General features: G+C 40.5%; 13 protein-coding genes and 1 pseudogene. 7 read left to right on the top strand and 7 right to left on the bottom strand.

All coding sequences use genetic code 11. The features are described 5' to 3' along the window. Nucleotides 1-74: 74 nt before the first annotated feature. The 3 genes from AC4MC0_RS12560 to metG form a co-directional block, all read right to left on the bottom strand. Complete coding sequence (locus AC4MC0_RS12560; RefSeq protein ID WP_005399942.1) at nt 75-1043, bottom strand: MBL fold metallo-hydrolase; 969 nt, start codon at nt 1041-1043, stop codon at nt 75-77. A gap of 46 nt (nt 1044-1089) precedes the next feature. Next, nucleotides 1090-2634 carry an LA2681 family HEPN domain-containing protein gene (locus AC4MC0_RS12555; protein ID WP_010326230.1) on the bottom strand — a complete coding sequence of 515 codons (1545 nt, stop codon included), beginning with the start codon at nt 2632-2634 and terminating at the stop codon, nt 1090-1092. A 64-nt stretch (nt 2635-2698) separates the two neighbouring features. Then, nucleotides 2699-4759 carry a methionine--tRNA ligase gene (metG, locus tag AC4MC0_RS12550; protein ID WP_078388393.1) on the bottom strand — a complete coding sequence of 687 codons (2061 nt, stop codon included), beginning with the start codon at nt 4757-4759 and terminating at the stop codon, nt 2699-2701. A 350-nt stretch (nt 4760-5109) separates the two neighbouring features. Between metG and AC4MC0_RS12545 the strand changes: the two genes are divergently transcribed. Together AC4MC0_RS12545 and AC4MC0_RS12540 are read left to right on the top strand one after the other, a co-directional pair. After that, complete coding sequence (locus AC4MC0_RS12545) at nt 5110-5910, top strand: hypothetical protein (protein ID WP_125280382.1); 801 nt, start codon at nt 5110-5112, stop codon at nt 5908-5910. A gap of 149 nt (nt 5911-6059) precedes the next feature. Beyond that, a complete protein-coding gene (locus AC4MC0_RS12540; protein WP_004981189.1) occupies nt 6060-6524 on the top strand; it encodes a hypothetical protein in 465 nt (154 codons plus the stop codon). 43 nt (nt 6525-6567) lie between these two features. Here AC4MC0_RS12540 and AC4MC0_RS12535 read toward each other — a convergent pair whose 3' ends face one another. After that, nucleotides 6568-6897, bottom strand: a complete 330-nt coding sequence (locus tag AC4MC0_RS12535; RefSeq protein WP_148826499.1) for a hypothetical protein — start codon at nt 6895-6897, stop codon at nt 6568-6570. A 316-nt stretch (nt 6898-7213) separates the two neighbouring features. Between AC4MC0_RS12535 and apbC the strand changes: the two genes are divergently transcribed. Then, nucleotides 7214-8491, top strand: coding sequence for an iron-sulfur cluster carrier protein ApbC (apbC, locus tag AC4MC0_RS12530; protein WP_335996991.1), 1278 nt, complete (start codon nt 7214-7216; stop codon nt 8489-8491). Between the two features lie 51 nt (nt 8492-8542). On the opposite strand, the gene AC4MC0_RS12525 is transcribed toward apbC, so the two are convergent. The 3 genes and pseudogenes from AC4MC0_RS12525 to AC4MC0_RS12515 form a co-directional block, all read right to left on the bottom strand. Next, on the bottom strand, nt 8543-10555 hold the full coding sequence (locus tag AC4MC0_RS12525) for a TRAP transporter permease (protein ID WP_335996992.1): 2013 nt from the start codon (nt 10553-10555) through the stop codon (nt 8543-8545). Next, on the bottom strand, nt 10552-11025 hold the full coding sequence (locus AC4MC0_RS12520; RefSeq protein ID WP_279739618.1) for a DUF1850 domain-containing protein: 474 nt from the start codon (nt 11023-11025) through the stop codon (nt 10552-10554). The genes AC4MC0_RS12525 and AC4MC0_RS12520 overlap by 4 nt, the downstream gene beginning before the upstream one ends. Further along, a pseudogene (locus tag AC4MC0_RS12515) lies at nt 11022-12032 on the bottom strand (TAXI family TRAP transporter solute-binding subunit). The gene AC4MC0_RS12520 and the pseudogene AC4MC0_RS12515 overlap by 4 nt, the downstream one beginning before the upstream one ends. A 361-nt stretch (nt 12033-12393) precedes the next feature. On the opposite strand from AC4MC0_RS12515, the gene AC4MC0_RS12510 reads away from it, so the two are divergent. The 4 genes from AC4MC0_RS12510 to AC4MC0_RS12495 all read left to right on the top strand — a co-directional run bounded on the left by AC4MC0_RS12510 (nt 12394) and on the right by AC4MC0_RS12495 (nt 16043). Further along, nucleotides 12394-12987, top strand: a complete 594-nt coding sequence (locus AC4MC0_RS12510; protein WP_278344911.1) for a LysE family translocator — start codon at nt 12394-12396, stop codon at nt 12985-12987. A gap of 113 nt (nt 12988-13100) precedes the next feature. Further along, on the top strand, nt 13101-13670 hold the full coding sequence (dcd, locus tag AC4MC0_RS12505; protein ID WP_004694514.1) for a dCTP deaminase: 570 nt from the start codon (nt 13101-13103) through the stop codon (nt 13668-13670). 237 nt (nt 13671-13907) lie between these two features. Then, nucleotides 13908-15350, top strand: a complete 1443-nt coding sequence (locus tag AC4MC0_RS12500) for a hypothetical protein (protein ID WP_278344910.1) — start codon at nt 13908-13910, stop codon at nt 15348-15350. Between the two features lie 9 nt (nt 15351-15359). Next, nucleotides 15360-16043 (top strand): hypothetical protein, encoded by a 684-nt coding sequence (locus AC4MC0_RS12495; RefSeq protein ID WP_114837864.1) that lies wholly within the window; start codon nt 15360-15362, stop codon nt 16041-16043. The last annotated feature ends 22 nt before the right edge of the window (nt 16044-16065 follow it).

Here is a 16065-nt window from a genome sequence, read left to right as displayed (position 1 = left end):
GATTTAACAAACTTATATTTGGTTTGAAGTGACTTTTAACTCTCAGGCAAAAGAAGAGATAATTTTCGTATAAATTAATCCTTAAAATGCACAGGAATCCATTGATAGCTTTTACCATCTGCTGAATAGATATGTCCAATAGCAGGGAATGGCAAGTGTGGTGCTGCAATGGTTTGCACGCCTTTTGCATATTCAGCAAATTGCTTTAAGCGGGTTTGCACTGCTTTTTTCGGGTCGATGTCATAATCAATAGCGGTTTCTGGCTTGTCGAATTGCACGGTATGAGAGTGCACAATGTCACCAATAAAGACCACCGTTTCATCTTTGGTTTTCAGCTCATAGCTAAAATGTCCCGGCGTATGCCCCGCGGTATTAATGACTTTAAATCCCTGAACTTGATCGCCCAATTGATACGTTTTGAAGCGTTGTTTGGCTTGATAAGGCACAATGGCTTGTTTAATTTTTTCAACAGTTCCTAAGTAGCCTGCTTGTTTTTCTTTCGGGAGTTTTTCGATTTGTTTCGGGTTTAGCCAATAGTTCGCTTCATCGCTCGAAACATAAACCGTTGCATTTGGAAAGTTTGCCACGCCATTTTGGCTAATACCACACACATGGTCTGGGTGTAGGTGCGTTAGCAAGATGGTATCGACTTGCTCTGGTTGATAGCCTGACGCTTTTAAGTTGCTTAACACTGAACCTAAATGTGCGCCAAAACAGCTCGCAGCGCCGCTATCCACTAAAACCAGCGAATGACCTGTATTTACAAGGAAGGCATTGACAGAGGTCTGTACGCCTTTGGCTTGGTCGGCAGCATATTTCTTTAAAATTTCATGGACTTCTTTTTCTGGAGTATTTTGAAATAATTTAGGCGACATGAAGTTTGTGCCGTCTAACAGGGCAGTGATTTGTACATCACCCGCTTGGTATTGGTAATAGCCTGAGACTTGTTTTTGTTGGGGGATTGGGGCAGGTGGGGAAAGAGCGAAGGATGAAACACTAATGAGACTGGAGCTAATTAAAGCGGAAGCAAGTAACTTATTCATTTATAAAGTTTCACAAAATTTGTTGAATTGTCTATTTTTTAGCATGTCATGGAGAACCTTTAAACTCCTTTTTATGGATTTTTATTTCAAGAGAATTATTTTTATCATTTGGCATTTTCTGACGTAGATCTTCAACAATTGCAAATACTGTTGAAAATATAGATGATCTTGTTAATTGAATTAAATTTAGGAGACTATTTTCGAAGTCAGTGATTTTTACATAAGTATGTGTAGAGTCATTAGAGAGTTCAAAAGTATCTGGAACTAGAAATAAAATATGATGTTCGAGAGCATTTCGCCAAACTTTATAGAAACCAAATTGTCCATTTTTTTCATTTAGATCAAAAATAAGACTGTTAATTGCAATCAAAGCAAAATTTTCTTTGCTTTCTAGGGCAGATTTATTCTGATGCCAAAAATTATTGAACGCAGTATTTTTCTCAATTTTTAGTGAAAAATACTGACACAAGAAGATTGCTAACTTATCTAATATTGAGAAACATAGTCTGAAACAAGTTCTTAGCTTTTCAGATCTTATATTAATGATTTCTTTGTCATCAAGTTCCGAATAACAGCTTTCATAATCAAACTTAGAGCTATTTGTGAATTTAGACTCATAGAACATTACTCGCATCAAGGAAAATTCGGCTTTCAATCGGTTGAGATATTGTTCATATATAAGAATATTAGTCGGAGAAATTATACCCTCTAAAAGAGTTAAATTATCTCGTTCATTGGCAATGCATGAACAATACATTCCATGAATATTCAGAGTTAAATTTTCTTCTATACACCATTGTCGGAATTGAGTCATAGAAGAATATTCTTTAAGTGTCTCAGCTTCTTCAGAATCTAAGTCTTTAGAATCTAATTGTTCAGTTAAAAAATTGACTTGATTTTTGTAGTAAGGTTTCCAGGTATTCGGAGTTAAATGTGAGTTACAAGCGAATTTATACCCTTTAATTATTTCCATAATCATTTTTGCGGTGCGATGATCTAATAGTTGATCAAATTGCTTTAAACAAGATGTTCGATTAAGCCATGCTTGTGGATAGGGCGTATTTTCTTTTATTACTAAATCATAGAGTTTTAAAGCTTCCGAAAATCGAAATTGTTGTTTGAGAACATTTGCAAGATTAATTATATTTTGTTGATATAAATCGTAATTATCTTCTTTTTTTATTAATTTATAAGCCTTCCAATATAAGTTCTTTACATCATTAAATAATTCTATATTTTTGAAATTCACGTCATCTTCTGAATAACCACAATCATTAGCTAATGCTAATTTTCCATTTGCTAAATTATAATAATAGTTAATATTAGATTGATTTTCATAATGCTCTGAGTAAGTCTCTAAAATTTGGATTCCTTTAGACACGGCACTTTTATTTCTTAACGATGTGCCTGCATCTATAAATTGTCCAGCTAAATTAAAGAATAGACGTAATACTGATTCTGATTTTTCATATTTTTCGAGTTCATTCAACATTATCTCAGAACCTAACAAAGCTTCTTCATATTGTTCAGTATCAATAGAATAAGAAATAGCATTTATAGCTTCGTTGATTTTCTTTAATTCTAATCTCATTTTATTAACTTACATAAAAAAGCCCCACTAAAATATAGCAGGGCTTTTTATGGGTGTCTAAACCTTAAGACACTTTATCACCAGCTTTAGCACCAGATTCAGGTGAAATCACCCAAACACCTTCGCCATTGCCCGCAGCTAAAACCATACCGTTTGAAATACCAAAACGCATTTTACGTGGTGCAAGGTTGGCCACCATCACCACCAATTTACCCTTAAGGTCTTCTGGTTGGTAGAATTCACGAATACCACTGAATACATTGCGCGGTTCAGCTTCACCAACATTTAAAGTCAGTTGTAGAAGTTTGTCAGAGCCTACTACCGTTGCAGCTTCTAAAACTTCAGCAACACGCAGGTCAACCTTCATAAAGTCTTCAATGCCAATAATCTCCGCTTCGCCGACTTTAGGTTCAACTTTCGCAGGTGCAGCTTTCTTCTCTTTTTTCTTTTCAACTTTTACAGGTTCAGCCGCAGCCGCTAAAGAGTCTTTAGATGCATCGACCATTGCCGCAACCGCTTTCGGGTCTACACGTTGCATTAACGGTTGGAACAATGCAATTTCATGATCAACCAATGCAGTTTGAGCAGAAGCAAAGTCAAAGCGGTCTAGTTTTAAGAACTCTTGCACTTGAGCCGCTAAGGTTGGAAGGACTGGTGCTAAATACACTGCCAATTGACGGAATAGGTTAATTCCTACCGAACAAACATTGTGTACTTGTTGCTCTTCGCCTTCAACTTTCGCTAAAGCCCAAGGTTTTTTCTCATCAATATATTGGTTGGCTTTATCTGCAAGTGCCATGATTTCACGAATGGCAGCAGAGAATTCACGTGCTTCATAGGCTTTCGCAATTGAGTCACCGGCATCAATAAAGCTTTGTACCAATTCAGGCTCTGCACAAGTTGCTGATAACTTATTTTCAAACTTGGTGTTGATGAATTTTGCACAACGGCTGGCAATATTCACTACTTTACCAACCAAATCAGAGTTTACTTTCTGAACGAAATCATCCAAGTTTAAATCAGAGTCTTCAACTTTATCTGACAGTTTAGACGCGAAGTAGTAACGTAAATATTCAGGGTTTAAGTGCTCTAAATACGTTTCAGCTTTGATGAATGTCCCGCGAGACTTCGACATCTTCTGACCGTTCACCGTCAAGAAACCATTGACGAATAAACCTGATGGCGTACGGTAGTTTGCACCTTCAAGCATTGCAGGCCAGAACAGCGCGTGGAAGTAAACGATGTCTTTACCAATGAAGTGATAGACTTCTTTGTCAGAGTCTTTCTTCCAAAAGTCATCAAAACTTAAATCAGGACGTTTAGCTTTGATGTAGTTTTCAAAACTCGACATATAACCAATCGGCGCGTCTACCCAAACGTAGAAATATTTATTCGGCGCATCTGGAATTTCAAAACCGAAATATGGCGCATCACGTGAAATATCCCAGTCGGATAGACCCGCTTCAAACCATTCATCCAGTTTGTTGGCAATTGAGACAGGTAAGCGACCTTGGTCACGCGTCCATTTTTGTAAATATTCAGAGAAATTCGGCAGTTTAAAGAAGTAATGATCTGAAGATTTCTCTACAGGCGTTGCACCACTTAAAGTCGACTTTGGGTTTAACAGCTCAGTCGCGTTGTATGTTGTACCGCAGACTTCACACGCATCGCCATATTGATCTTCCGACTTACATTTCGGGCACGTACCTTTAATGAAACGATCCGATAAGAACATGCCTTTTTCAGGGTCAAAAAGCTGGTTGACAGGACGGATGGCAATATTGCCTGCTTCACGGTTTTTCACATAAATTTCAGAAGCACGAGAGCGGTTTTCATCACTATGGGTTGAATCATAATGATCGAAATGCACACCGAAACCGTCAAAATCACGGATGTGTTCCTTTTGCACATTGGCAATTTGATCTTCAGGTGAAATACCATTGGCTTCGGCACGTAGCATGATGGCTGTACCGTGAGCATCATCCGCACATACATAAGTCACATCGTGTCCCATTGCACGCATGGCACGAACCCAAATATCTGCTTGGATATAACCGAGTAAGTGTCCCATATGGATGGGGCCATTGGCGTATGGTAGGGCGTTAGTGACTAAAATATTACGCACGGATATGACTCTCTCATTCGTATTTTATATAAGGTCAACGATTTTACCTTAGATAGCCGCGACTTGCACAAGTGAATCGGTGAAAAGTTTTCAAATGAGACTAAAGCCCATATGAATTGATCGCTAGATTGAGCATCCATCGCTAATTTGAGCAAGATACTGAAAAAATCATGGGAAATACCTTTACTAAAACGGCATAAAGCAGCTTGTTCATCTTTTAATGAAAGATTGAATGGATTGTCCAAAACTCAAATGATGGAACTTCAAACTAATGCGTATTTTCGCTATATTCATGCGCCATTAACAGCGATAATACTTAGATTCAGCCCGTTTTTAAGAGTATGCCGTCCATGATCGATGATGATTTTGATTTCGACCAACCCGTGACCCGAATTCCGCAAAATCCACAAGCGACTAAACTACTGGGCAATCGACTTTTACAACAAGCTGAACAATATCTTGCTTTAATGGGCAGTCGACCACATGCACAATTGGTCGAGTCGCTCCGTCAGCTCGAGTTGGAAGATCCGTACTTTGCAATAATGGCCGATCAGCTTGAGTATGAAAGTGATGAACCAATGGCCAATGATGTGCTCAATCTGTTGTTTTTCTGGCAAAGGGCCAATGAAAAAGAAGCGGATATGACTAAGTTTCAGTTGCCCGATTTAATCCAAGCCGACTATTTCCAAGCGACTTTGCTTGACGCTTACGACGCGATGGATTTGGGGGCATTCCAAGCCCAACGCCGCAGCGTGATTGAAGAAACTTTCAAACTGTATCAACAGCAGTGTTATGCAGGGTGCATTACAGTTCTTTATGGTCAAATAGAAGGGATTTTGACAGATGCGCTGATTGAACATGGCTATTTACAGCAAAATCAAACCAAGTTTGTCGATGTCTATAAAATCGTACCGGGTTTGAAAGGTCATGAAGTCAAAAGCCTATGGCATAAAGTTAAAATTGCCAGTGAAATCAATCCGTATTTTCTGAGCCTTGAAGCATTGAAAATGGATGCGAGTTCGAGTGTCACCGCTAGCCGTCATAATATGGTACACGGTGCGGATGTGACCCATTTCACGCAAGCACGCAGTTTCATTTTGTTTATTTGGCTGTTTGCGGTCATCAGTTTTATCAGTACTTTAAAGCGTTAGTCTCTTCCGTTGAGTGGTACAGGATGGAGTTTAAATTGATGCATCCTGTACAGCTATTGTTTCCAAATGATGCAAATGACGTCAGCACTTAAAAAGCAAGGTATAACTCTGAGTTAAGCAAAATTTTAAATACGAAAGAGGGCTGTGACATGACGAATGACAATAAACTCGATGATTTAAAAACCAAAGCGACTGAGTTGGGTGAAGATTTGAAGTTGAAAGCTCAAGCGGCAAAACTCGAAGGCGAGAAAGTACTGGAAGATGTCAAACATCAGGCCACTGAAGCCAAGCTAGATGCTGAAAAGCAGCTGACTGACTTAAAGCAGAACGCAGCAGAAAGTAAAGCCGAAGGCGATGCAGCTTTTGAGCAAAAGTTGGAGTCTGCACAAGCCAAAGCCGAGCATGCGAAACAAGTTGCACAGGAGAAATTGGATCACTTTAAAGTTGAAGCAGGGCATAAACTGGATGAGGCGAAACTTAAAGCCACTGAGTTAAAGCATGAGGCCGAAATTAAACTGGAAGAATTTAAGGTGCAAGCCACTGAAAAGTTTGACGAGTTGAAAAAGAAAGCCACAGAAACACTGCAAAAGTTTAAAAAAGACGACCAAGCTTAATCCGTCTGAAACGGCGAATGTCGGCCTTAAATGTTCGCTAATACTATGGCGTAGACTGTGTACTGAGTGCAGGGTCTGCGTCTAAGTTAAACCACATGATGCTCTGAATATGATTGTTTACGGTGCGGATGGTGTAACGATAGTTTGCAATTTCATATACATATACAGTCTCAAGTGGGCTATTCGGCGCACTGCTGATTGGGGTAGAGGACATAGAAATTGGCGATAAATCGATTTTTTTCTGCATGTCTTGAACTTGATCACCGATAGTCACCGTTTGACCCGCAGGGGTTTTAAATGAATTGGTTGATGTATCTGCAAAACTAAAGCTAGAGATGGTGCAAGCCAAAACAACCACGGCCCAAAGTTTCATTTTTTTCTCCCCAAATCGCGTAAAGATAGAACAACAGAATATAAATATTTTGCTATGCAATAACATCACCTTAAATGAGGAGATTGGATGGTACTTACAATTCTTTACGTTCAAATTTGATCCAATTCACCGATTTTATTTTTTCAGTTAGCTTAAGCGACTAAGCTTTGTCCTTTGATATTCAGCGTATAAAACCAACTAAAAAGCTAGGAATACTAAATTTCATGGCATAATCCATAAATACTGAACTTACCCTAAGTTCGTTTTGTGGTTAAACTATAGCATTCAGCTGAATACTCGAATTTGGAGTACATATATGTCGTGGCTTTCTTCTCTTAAATCAGTTTTTTCTCCTGCGCAGGAGGTAAAGGAAGAAGAAATCCAAACAGTACTGCAAAACTATATCTTGCCCAATTCAAACCATGCGTTGAAAGACCGCATTACTCAAGTGAATGTGCAGGGCAATATTCTGCAAATTACCATCAATACTTTTCCTGCCGAAGCAGATGATTTACAACAGATTCATGATGATTTGGCGCTTGCGCTTGAAGCATGCGGTATCAAAGAATTAAACATGCATGTGATTCAACAAAAAACCGGACATAAAGAAAAGTCAGGTGGCTGTGGACATCAGCATGCTGAAGGTGAGAGCTGTTCAAGCCAAGCAAAAGAGGCTGCACCGAAAAGCAATTTACCCCCAGTGATTGATGCTTCAGGCTCAGCAGCCCAAGCTGCTGCACAACCCGTTGAAACTGATCCAAACAATCCACCCATTCAAAAAGCAGCGCCACAACAACGTGATGTGCCGAAGCATCCGCGTATTCAAAATGTGATTTTGGTGTCCTCGGGCAAGGGCGGCGTGGGCAAATCCACCACCACGGTAAACCTTGCACTTGCTTTGCAAAAGCTCGGCTTAAAAGTTGGGGTCTTAGATGCGGACATTTATGGTCCGAGTATTCCAACTATGTTGGGCAATGCGGGCAAAACGCCGATGATTGAAGCGGAAAATTTTGTACCCTTAGATGCCTATGGTTTGGCAGTGTTATCGATTGGGCATTTAACAGGTGATCATAATACTCCTGTGGCTTGGCGTGGGCCGAAAGCGACAGGGGCATTGATGCAGTTGTTCAATCAAACCTTATGGCCTGATTTAGATGTGTTGATGATTGATATGCCACCAGGTACAGGCGATATTCAGTTGACCCTTGCGCAGCGTATTCCTGTGACAGGTGCGGTGATTGTAACCACACCGCAAAATGTGGCACTTATGGATGCGACCAAAGGCATTGAGCTATTTAATCGCGTACACATTCCAGTCATGGGTGTAGTGGAAAATATGTCGACCCATATTTGCTCAAATTGTGGATTTGAAGAGCAAATTTTTGGTACGGGCGGTGGAGATCAACTGTCGGAGCAATATGATATTCCGCTGTTGGGACGTTTGCCTTTAAATGTACAAATCCGTGAAAATGCGGATGCGGGTAAGCCTTCTGTTTTAGTGGAAGACAGTGCAGCAGACAGCTATATGCAGATTGCTGAAAAAATTGCAGCCGCACTGCCTCAGGCTGAAAAAGATCAGACTCGTATTTTCTAAATCAGCCATAAAAAAAGCCCAACCTGTTGAGTTGGGCTTTTTTTTACTTTTTTAGGAGAGTGAATAGGACTGATTTTGTTTTTTGGCTTGCATAATATTAATGCTGATCGCAATCACCACCATCACAATCCCGATAATATCAGTCACAGTTTCAGGGATAATCATACATAAAGCACCTGCACCTAAGAAAATCCGCCAGAACCAATTCAAACCAATTTTAAAGTAACCTTCAACTGCTGCACCCAGCGCCAAAATACCGACTACTGAGGTAAAGACAATACTCACAATAGTTGTCCATGCAGGAAAGGCAAACTCACGTGCATTGACTGCGACGTTGGCCGTATCAATCATCAGCATGGCAGGGTTATAGACGAACAGGAACGGGACAATGAAACCTGCCAAAGAAAGTTTCAAGGCTTGGAAACCTGTGCGCATTGGATCACCCCCTGCGATTCCCGCACCTGCAAACGCGGCTAAGGCGACAGGTGGCGTAATATTGGCAAACAGACCAAAGTAGAACACAAACATATGCGCCACCAGTGTGGGAATATCAAAGTTTGCCAAAGCGGGTGCAGCCATGGTCGCGGTAATGATATAGGCTGGAATCGAAGGAAGTCCCATACCTAAAATCATTGATGCAATCATGGTAAAGAACAGCGTTAGAAATAGGCTGCCTGCACCGATGCTCATAATTGAGGAGGTCATGACAGAGCCAAAGCTGGTCAGGCTCACCACACCAATAATAATCCCCACCACAGCACAGGCTGCCATGACTGAAAGGGATTGTTTTGCACCATCGGCGAGCGCTTCTAATATTTCTTTGAAGCCCATACGGGTCGATTTGCGGAAACTCGCCACAATCACAGTTAAGACAATGGTGTAGACCGCGGCATAACTGACAGGAATGGATTGAAAGAGGAAAAACACCAAAGCTACGATCGGAATAAGCAAGTGTCCTCGTTCTTTTAGGACATCTTTAACCCGTGGCAAATCCGCTTTCGGGACACCTTTTAAATTGTCTTTACCAGCACGGAAATGAACCTGCGCCATCACACCTAAATAGTAGAGTAAAGCTGGAAGGGTGGCTGCAAGGGCAATGGTGCCATAACTGACACCCGTGGTTTCAGCCATAATGAAGGCACTGGCTCCCATCACCGGGGGTAAAATTTGTCCACCTACAGAAGCACTGGCTTCAACAGCACCTGCAAAATTTTTGTGGTAGCCAATTTTTTTCATCAGGGGAATGGTAAATGAACCAGTACCCACGACATTGGCCACGGCTGTGCCATTAATGCTGCCCATAAATCCACTGGAAATGACGGCAACTTTTGCAGGACCACCTTGTTTATGTCCCGCAAGTGCCATCGCAAGATCATTAAACAGTTTACCCATGCCTGATTTTGCCAGAAAAGCACCAAACAAAATAAACAGGAAAATGAAAGTGACTGAAGCACCGATTGCGGAAGAATAAAGCCCTTCGGTTTTTAAATACATTTGCCCGAAAATATCACTAATACTATATGGACGCGTCAATAAACGATCAGGGACCCAGTCATAGTGGCTAAAAAACGGGTAAGACAGAAAGACTAAACCTAAAATAGGTAGCATCCATCCCATGACCCGCCGAGCACCTTCAACCACCAGCACCACGGCTAAAATGGCAAAAACAATATCTAAAGTGTTTGGAATACCCCCACGTGTGGTCATAATGGCTTGATATTCTTTCCAAATGTATAAAAAGGTTGTTAAAGAGGCTAAGGCAAGTAACCAATCTAACCAAGGGATGCTTTGTCGTGAACTGGACTGACGCGCAGGATAAAGTAGAAAGATTAAAACCAAACCAATAGCGACATGGGCGGAACGTTGAATCAGTTCGGGGAGTGGATTAAAGGTAATAAATAAATGAAATAAGGAATAGAAAATAGCAATCGCCGCTATAAACCATGCCACAGATTTGTTGCTTGGGGTACGAGTCACTGACTCACGATCAAATTTTTCCAAAATGGCTTGTTGTTGTTGCTCATCTAATTGTTCAGGGGTAACTTTGTCTTCATTTTGAGTCATCGGCATTCTCCGATCTGCCATGCTTTCCACAAGGGCTGTTGTTGTGCTGTAATTTGCACCAAGGTGTAATCTGGATATTGTTGAAAAATGGGCCAGACGCTCTGGTGAATAATGATACTGCCTTGCATATTCTTGGAAATGATCCAGTTGATTTGATCAATTCGCCGATTAACTTTCATTCTGACCATACCGTCCTTTTGAAAGATGATGGGGTAGTCATTCGGTGTGCCTGCACCGAAAGAAATCAGGTCGGTGTAGCGCAATATAAAGTGCTGTTGCTCTCGTTGATAGTTTTCAACCCAACGAGTTTTTTCAACTGAATGTTTCCATTGCAAACTAAATTGTGCTGTTGAAATTCGGCACTGCATTTGAGCAACAGTCACTTCGCTATAGCGAACAGGTAAGAACAACAGCCCGCATAAACCGAGTAGAAAAAGTGCAGTAAACACTGCACTTTTTTTTAGCTTCATTTTTTCGCTGCGAGTTCGTCGTAATAACGCTTAGCCCCAGGGTGTAGCGGAGCAACCACGCCTTTTTGAGCCGTTTCTAGATTAATTTCTGTCGCTGCCTGATGTGAGTTGGCCAACTGTCCTAAACTATCAAAGAAGGTTTTGGTTAGTTTATAAACATCATCTTCAGAAAGATCGGAACGTACCACTAGAGCATTCATAATAGCTGCAGTTGGAATATCTTCTGCATTGCCATAAGTGCCTTTTGGAATATTTAGAGATAGGAAATAGGTTTGGTTTTTGGCGATTTGTTTCACTTTCTCAGGATCGATCCCGACCAGTTGTAAATCGAAACCTTGTTGCAGTTCCATCAAGGATGAGTTGGGGATACCACTGGTTAAGAATGCAGCATCAATTTTCCCACCCTTTAAAGCATCCGCGGCTTCTGCATAGCCTAGATAGTCGACCTTCACGTCATTGTAAGTAATACCAAAACCATTTAAGAGGGTGCGCGCATTAACTTCAACCCCTGAGTTTTGTGCACCGACGGCAATGCGTTTACCTTTTAAGTCTTCAAGCTTTTTAATGCCTGATTTTTTTGACGCCACAATTTGCACATAGTTGGGATAAAGTGCTGCCACTTGTTGGACATTATCAATTTTCCCACTGGCAAAACTGCCTGTGCCATTCAGTGCTTCAGTTAAGCTGTCACTCATGACAAAAGCCATTTCGACTTTTTTCTGTTTGAGTAAGTTTAGATTTTCTACCGATGCACCTGTGGTTTGGGTTTTTGAATTTACACCCTAGGTTTTATTATAAATTTCAGCCAAACTGGTGCCAATCACATTGTATGGGCCAGATGCGCCGCCTGTCGCTATGTTGACAAATTTACTTTGGAGTTTGTCGGATGCTTGTGCATTGGTTTCGGTTTGAGCATCGCCTGAAGTCGTGGTTTTATTGTCACTTGAGCATGCTCCTAGACCTGCAAGTGCAATTGAAAGTAGCGTGAGTTGAGTCCATTTTTTCATATACTTTTCCTCGTTTTATTATCTTCAAAGCCATTCACTTGGCTCTTTTATCCTTGACTTAGCGTGATCAGATTGATGAATAAAAATACGCATGATTTAAAAAGTAACTGATTAAAAATCATTTGAATAGTTTTTTTTCATTAGTTATGTCTATTTGATTTATAAAATCATTGATTTGAAAAAAGAATAAAGCATATGGCGTCATATTTATGAAAGCTAGATTGGGTAAGGGTCTTACGTTTCATTTATGTTACTTATTGAATGAAAATTAAAAAAACTGTTATCACGGTTCACTAAATTTGATTGCTTTCAGCAAGGCAAGTCATTACGCTTATAGCTATATATATGTGGGTCTGTGAATATGGTCACTTGGTTTTTTATTGGTTTAGTGATAACCATTCTTTTAACTCCAGGACCGACCAATACCTTACTTGCCTCTTCGGGCATTCAAGTCGGTATTCGTAAATCTTTGCGTCTTATTCCTGCAGAAGCTTTTGGTTATCTCATTTCAATCACGGCATGGGGCTTCCTCATTGGAAAAGTGTCGACACACTTACCTTTATTGCCGATCATTTTAAAATTATTCAGCGCTAGCTACATCCTTTATTTGGCCATCAAATTATGGCGTACAGCCGATGCTGAAGTGAGTTTTAATCAACCGACTATTCGGGCGCGTGAACTGTTTTTGGCAACATTGTTGAACCCTAAAGCATTATTGTTTGCTTCAGCTATTTTCCCGACTATTGCGTGGACAAAACTGGATTATTATCTGTCACATATGTCGCTGTTCTTGGTTTTGATTGTTCCGATTGCTTTCTTTTGGACTTTTATCGGGTCAATTTTAGCAACCAATAAAATTCGCTGGCTGAACCAATCTAACCTGCAAAAAACAGCGTCGCTGGTCTTGATGAGTTTTTCGATTCCACTGAGCTATTCTGCGATTTTAAGTTTTTAATTTAGTAATTAAAGACAGAAATTTTGCGAACTTAAACGCGCTTATTTTCATTGAAAGCGATTTCAGTTAAAGTACAACGCAATTATTGAAATTAAGCTTTTTGGAAAGAATAAATGGCTATTAAGTCCGATCGTTGGATTCGCGAAATGAGCGAAAAACACGGCATGATCGAACCGTATGCAGAAAACCAAGTTCGTTTAGATGAAAATGGTCAAAAACTCATTTCTTATGGCGTGTCGAGCTATGGTTATGATGTTCGTTGTGCACGTGAGTTTAAAGTTTTTACCAATGTTCACTCGGCAATTGTCGATCCAAAAAACTTTGATGATAAAAGTTTTATCGACATTGAAGCTGATGTTTGTATTATTCCACCAAACTCATTTGCTTTAGCACGTACCGTTGAGTATTTCCGTATTCCGCGTAATGTGTTGACTGTGTGTTTGGGTAAATCGACCTATGCACGTTGCGGTATTATCGTAAATGTCACACCACTTGAGCCTGAGTGGGAAGGTCATGTCACTTTAGAGTTCTCGAATACAACGAATTTACCTGCACGTATTTACGCGGGTGAAGGTGTTGCACAAATGTTGTTCTTCGAATCTGACGAAGTATGTGAAACATCGTATAAAGACCGTGGTGGTAAGTACCAAGGTCAAACAGGTGTGACTTTACCGAAGACCTAAGTTTTAGATATTTAAAAAAGCGGATCATTGATCCGCTTTTTTTATGCCAATTCATTCATCGGAAAATAAATATTATCGGACAGTTGGTTTTGCATTTGTGCTGAGTTTCAGCATAATAAATTGTGAATTAGAGTGCTTTGGTTGACGCAAATAAAAATTATAGTGCGCAGAGTAGAATGCCAAGCAAAGGATGCAGTACATAAAGATGCGGAGCATCAAATAATAAGGATGGTCGAGATGACGAATCGTATATATCCCGCAGGATTGAAAAAATCCTGTTTAGCTAGTCTTGTCGGACTCATGCTTGCGCAGTCTACATTTGCCCTTGAGTCACTTTCCGATGAATATCTAGCGGATACTACGGGTGAAGGCATTGCTTTACTTCCTGAAAACTTCAAGATGGTGTTTCAAGGGGCCAATGATCTCTCCACGGCTTCTAGCTACAACCGTGGCGTGGCCAATCCACAACAATACGACACGGGCTTTATTCGTATTATTCCTGTGGGTGAGAACTACTCCAAGTATACCGACGCAGATGATCTGAGCACGAAACGAACCAAAGCAGACATCTTTATTTATGGTTTAGCGCTTTCGCGGTCTGATAATAATGCCAATAGCCGTTTCAGTAATCAGGGCTTCACATGGGGAAGCGATGTTAATCCTTGGTTATTTCGCGCTGGCACAGCCACGGGGATTAAACAGTTTCATCAGTCGAATGCAAGTTCAGATGTAAGTTTTCTAGGGCTGGAAGCGCCTTTAGCAACGGTTGTAGCGAGTGACACAGATAATAATATTAAATTAGGTCTATGGTTGGATGCTTTTTCGCGTAGCTGGAATTCTCAAAATAAAGTGGACCCTATCACTGGTGCGCCAACAACAACCAACGCGGCAGCAGATCTTGATTTAAATTTAAATCAAAGAATACGTTTACAGGCCGTTGCCAATGGGTTGAGTTTAAATGGCTCACAGGTGCGTATGTTTCAAACTCAAGCATCTACCTTAGACCAGCAAAATAAAACCTTTGGGATGGCAGCCTTACTTCGGATCAATACCAATGATGATCCATCTGGATTGGTCTATGCCAACGATGACGCAAATAAAGCGCTATTGAATGCTAAAGTCCTTCGTCTGAGCACAGCTGCGACCAACGACGGTACGGCAGTCACACCTGCACTAGATCGTTCATTGGCTCCAATTTTTGATGCCAGCGAGGGACTTTATTTATACAGCCCAAATATTAACTTGGTCTTGGGTAATATGTATCAGCCTTTTGTTGTAGGTTCGGAAGGACGCAATATTATTCTCGAAGTCACGCGTATTCCGAATGTGCCTGAGATTTATAAGCAGATTTATACCTACTACCCAGATGTACAGGGTGGAAACAATGCTGACTATAAAGGATCAACATGTAATGTGGCCTATTGTGGTTCGAATTTTGTTCAAACGGGGGCAGGGAGTACTGCGATTCAATACCAAGGAAATAACGCAACACATAGCAGTATTTCGATTGGTAGCGTGACACGAGATCCGACCACCAATACGCTTAAAGCCAATACGGCAACACAGTCAACTGGTGTGGTATTCCGCGGGATTGGAACAGCAGTTCCTGTAAATTTAGGGTCAGTTGCTATAGATGGTGTATTGATCCAACACTTAAAAATTAAGACCACAGGGTTATAGGATACTGACATGATGAAAAAATTATGTGTAACCATGTTGATGTCGGTATCCATGTTGTCTCAAGCGGGTTTGGTAGATTTGGATAATAAGGAACTGGTCGGTGTGACTGGACAGGGCGGTGCAGATTTGAGCTTAACCCTATCGATCAACCACCAATATGCCAATGATATGAGTTTAAATACGATCTCTAGGATCAATGGTGTAGATGCAAATGGGCGAGCTATTGTCACTGAAGCCTATTATCAAATGCGTGCAAATCAAGATTGCGCTTTATTAGAACTGTGTCGTATCGCTATTTCTCCAAATAATCATAAGGAAAATGGGCAACGAAAATGGCTGGTTTTCAAGCAGTTCCAAGGCACCATGCAAATTGATAAATTTTCGCTGGAAGGTACCACAATTCTGAATAAAGAAGGTAAGCCACAAACTGCGATGATGTTAAAGTTTTTCGATGATAAACCCCTTAAAATTAGAAACTTAGGTTTTGCCAGCCTTTCAGTAGAAAGTGGTGAAAATGGATATTTCAATACCTCAACGTATAACAGTTATGGTACGAGTAAAACTGTACCCACTTTTGATAAAGGTCAGGAACAAGGTTTTATGGGCTTAAATGTTCACGGAAACTTACATCTGGATGGAAATCTAAAAATCTTTAGCTATAACTGTTCGGGCACTGCGGGTAGCCGCTGTTAGACATATAGTTTCAAAAGGATAT

Source organism: Acinetobacter sp. CAU_H_S139_7 (genome assembly GCF_058599305.1).
This window is presented reverse-complemented; position numbering and strand designations above follow the sequence as displayed.

What these genes read in the sequence shown, in the direction of transcription:
- AC4MC0_RS12560 (WP_005399942.1), bottom strand. Translation starts at nt 1,043, where the DNA reads ATGAATAAGTTACTTGCTTCCGCTTTAATTAGCTCCAGTCTCATTAGT.
- AC4MC0_RS12555 (WP_010326230.1), bottom strand. Translation starts at nt 2,634, where the DNA reads ATGAGATTAGAATTAAAGAAAATCAACGAAGCTATAAATGCTATTTCT.
- AC4MC0_RS12545 (WP_125280382.1), top strand. Translation starts at nt 5,110, where the DNA reads ATGATCGATGATGATTTTGATTTCGACCAACCCGTGACCCGAATTCCG.
- AC4MC0_RS12540 (WP_004981189.1), top strand. Translation starts at nt 6,060, where the DNA reads ATGACGAATGACAATAAACTCGATGATTTAAAAACCAAAGCGACTGAG.
- AC4MC0_RS12535 (WP_148826499.1), bottom strand. Translation starts at nt 6,897, where the DNA reads ATGAAACTTTGGGCCGTGGTTGTTTTGGCTTGCACCATCTCTAGCTTT.
- apbC (WP_335996991.1), top strand. Translation starts at nt 7,214, where the DNA reads ATGTCGTGGCTTTCTTCTCTTAAATCAGTTTTTTCTCCTGCGCAGGAG.
- AC4MC0_RS12525 (WP_335996992.1), bottom strand. Translation starts at nt 10,555, where the DNA reads ATGACTCAAAATGAAGACAAAGTTACCCCTGAACAATTAGATGAGCAA.
- AC4MC0_RS12520 (WP_279739618.1), bottom strand. Translation starts at nt 11,025, where the DNA reads ATGAAGCTAAAAAAAAGTGCAGTGTTTACTGCACTTTTTCTACTCGGT.
- AC4MC0_RS12510 (WP_278344911.1), top strand. Translation starts at nt 12,394, where the DNA reads ATGGTCACTTGGTTTTTTATTGGTTTAGTGATAACCATTCTTTTAACT.
- dcd (WP_004694514.1), top strand. Translation starts at nt 13,101, where the DNA reads ATGGCTATTAAGTCCGATCGTTGGATTCGCGAAATGAGCGAAAAACAC.
- AC4MC0_RS12500 (WP_278344910.1), top strand. Translation starts at nt 13,908, where the DNA reads ATGACGAATCGTATATATCCCGCAGGATTGAAAAAATCCTGTTTAGCT.
- AC4MC0_RS12495 (WP_114837864.1), top strand. Translation starts at nt 15,360, where the DNA reads ATGATGAAAAAATTATGTGTAACCATGTTGATGTCGGTATCCATGTTG.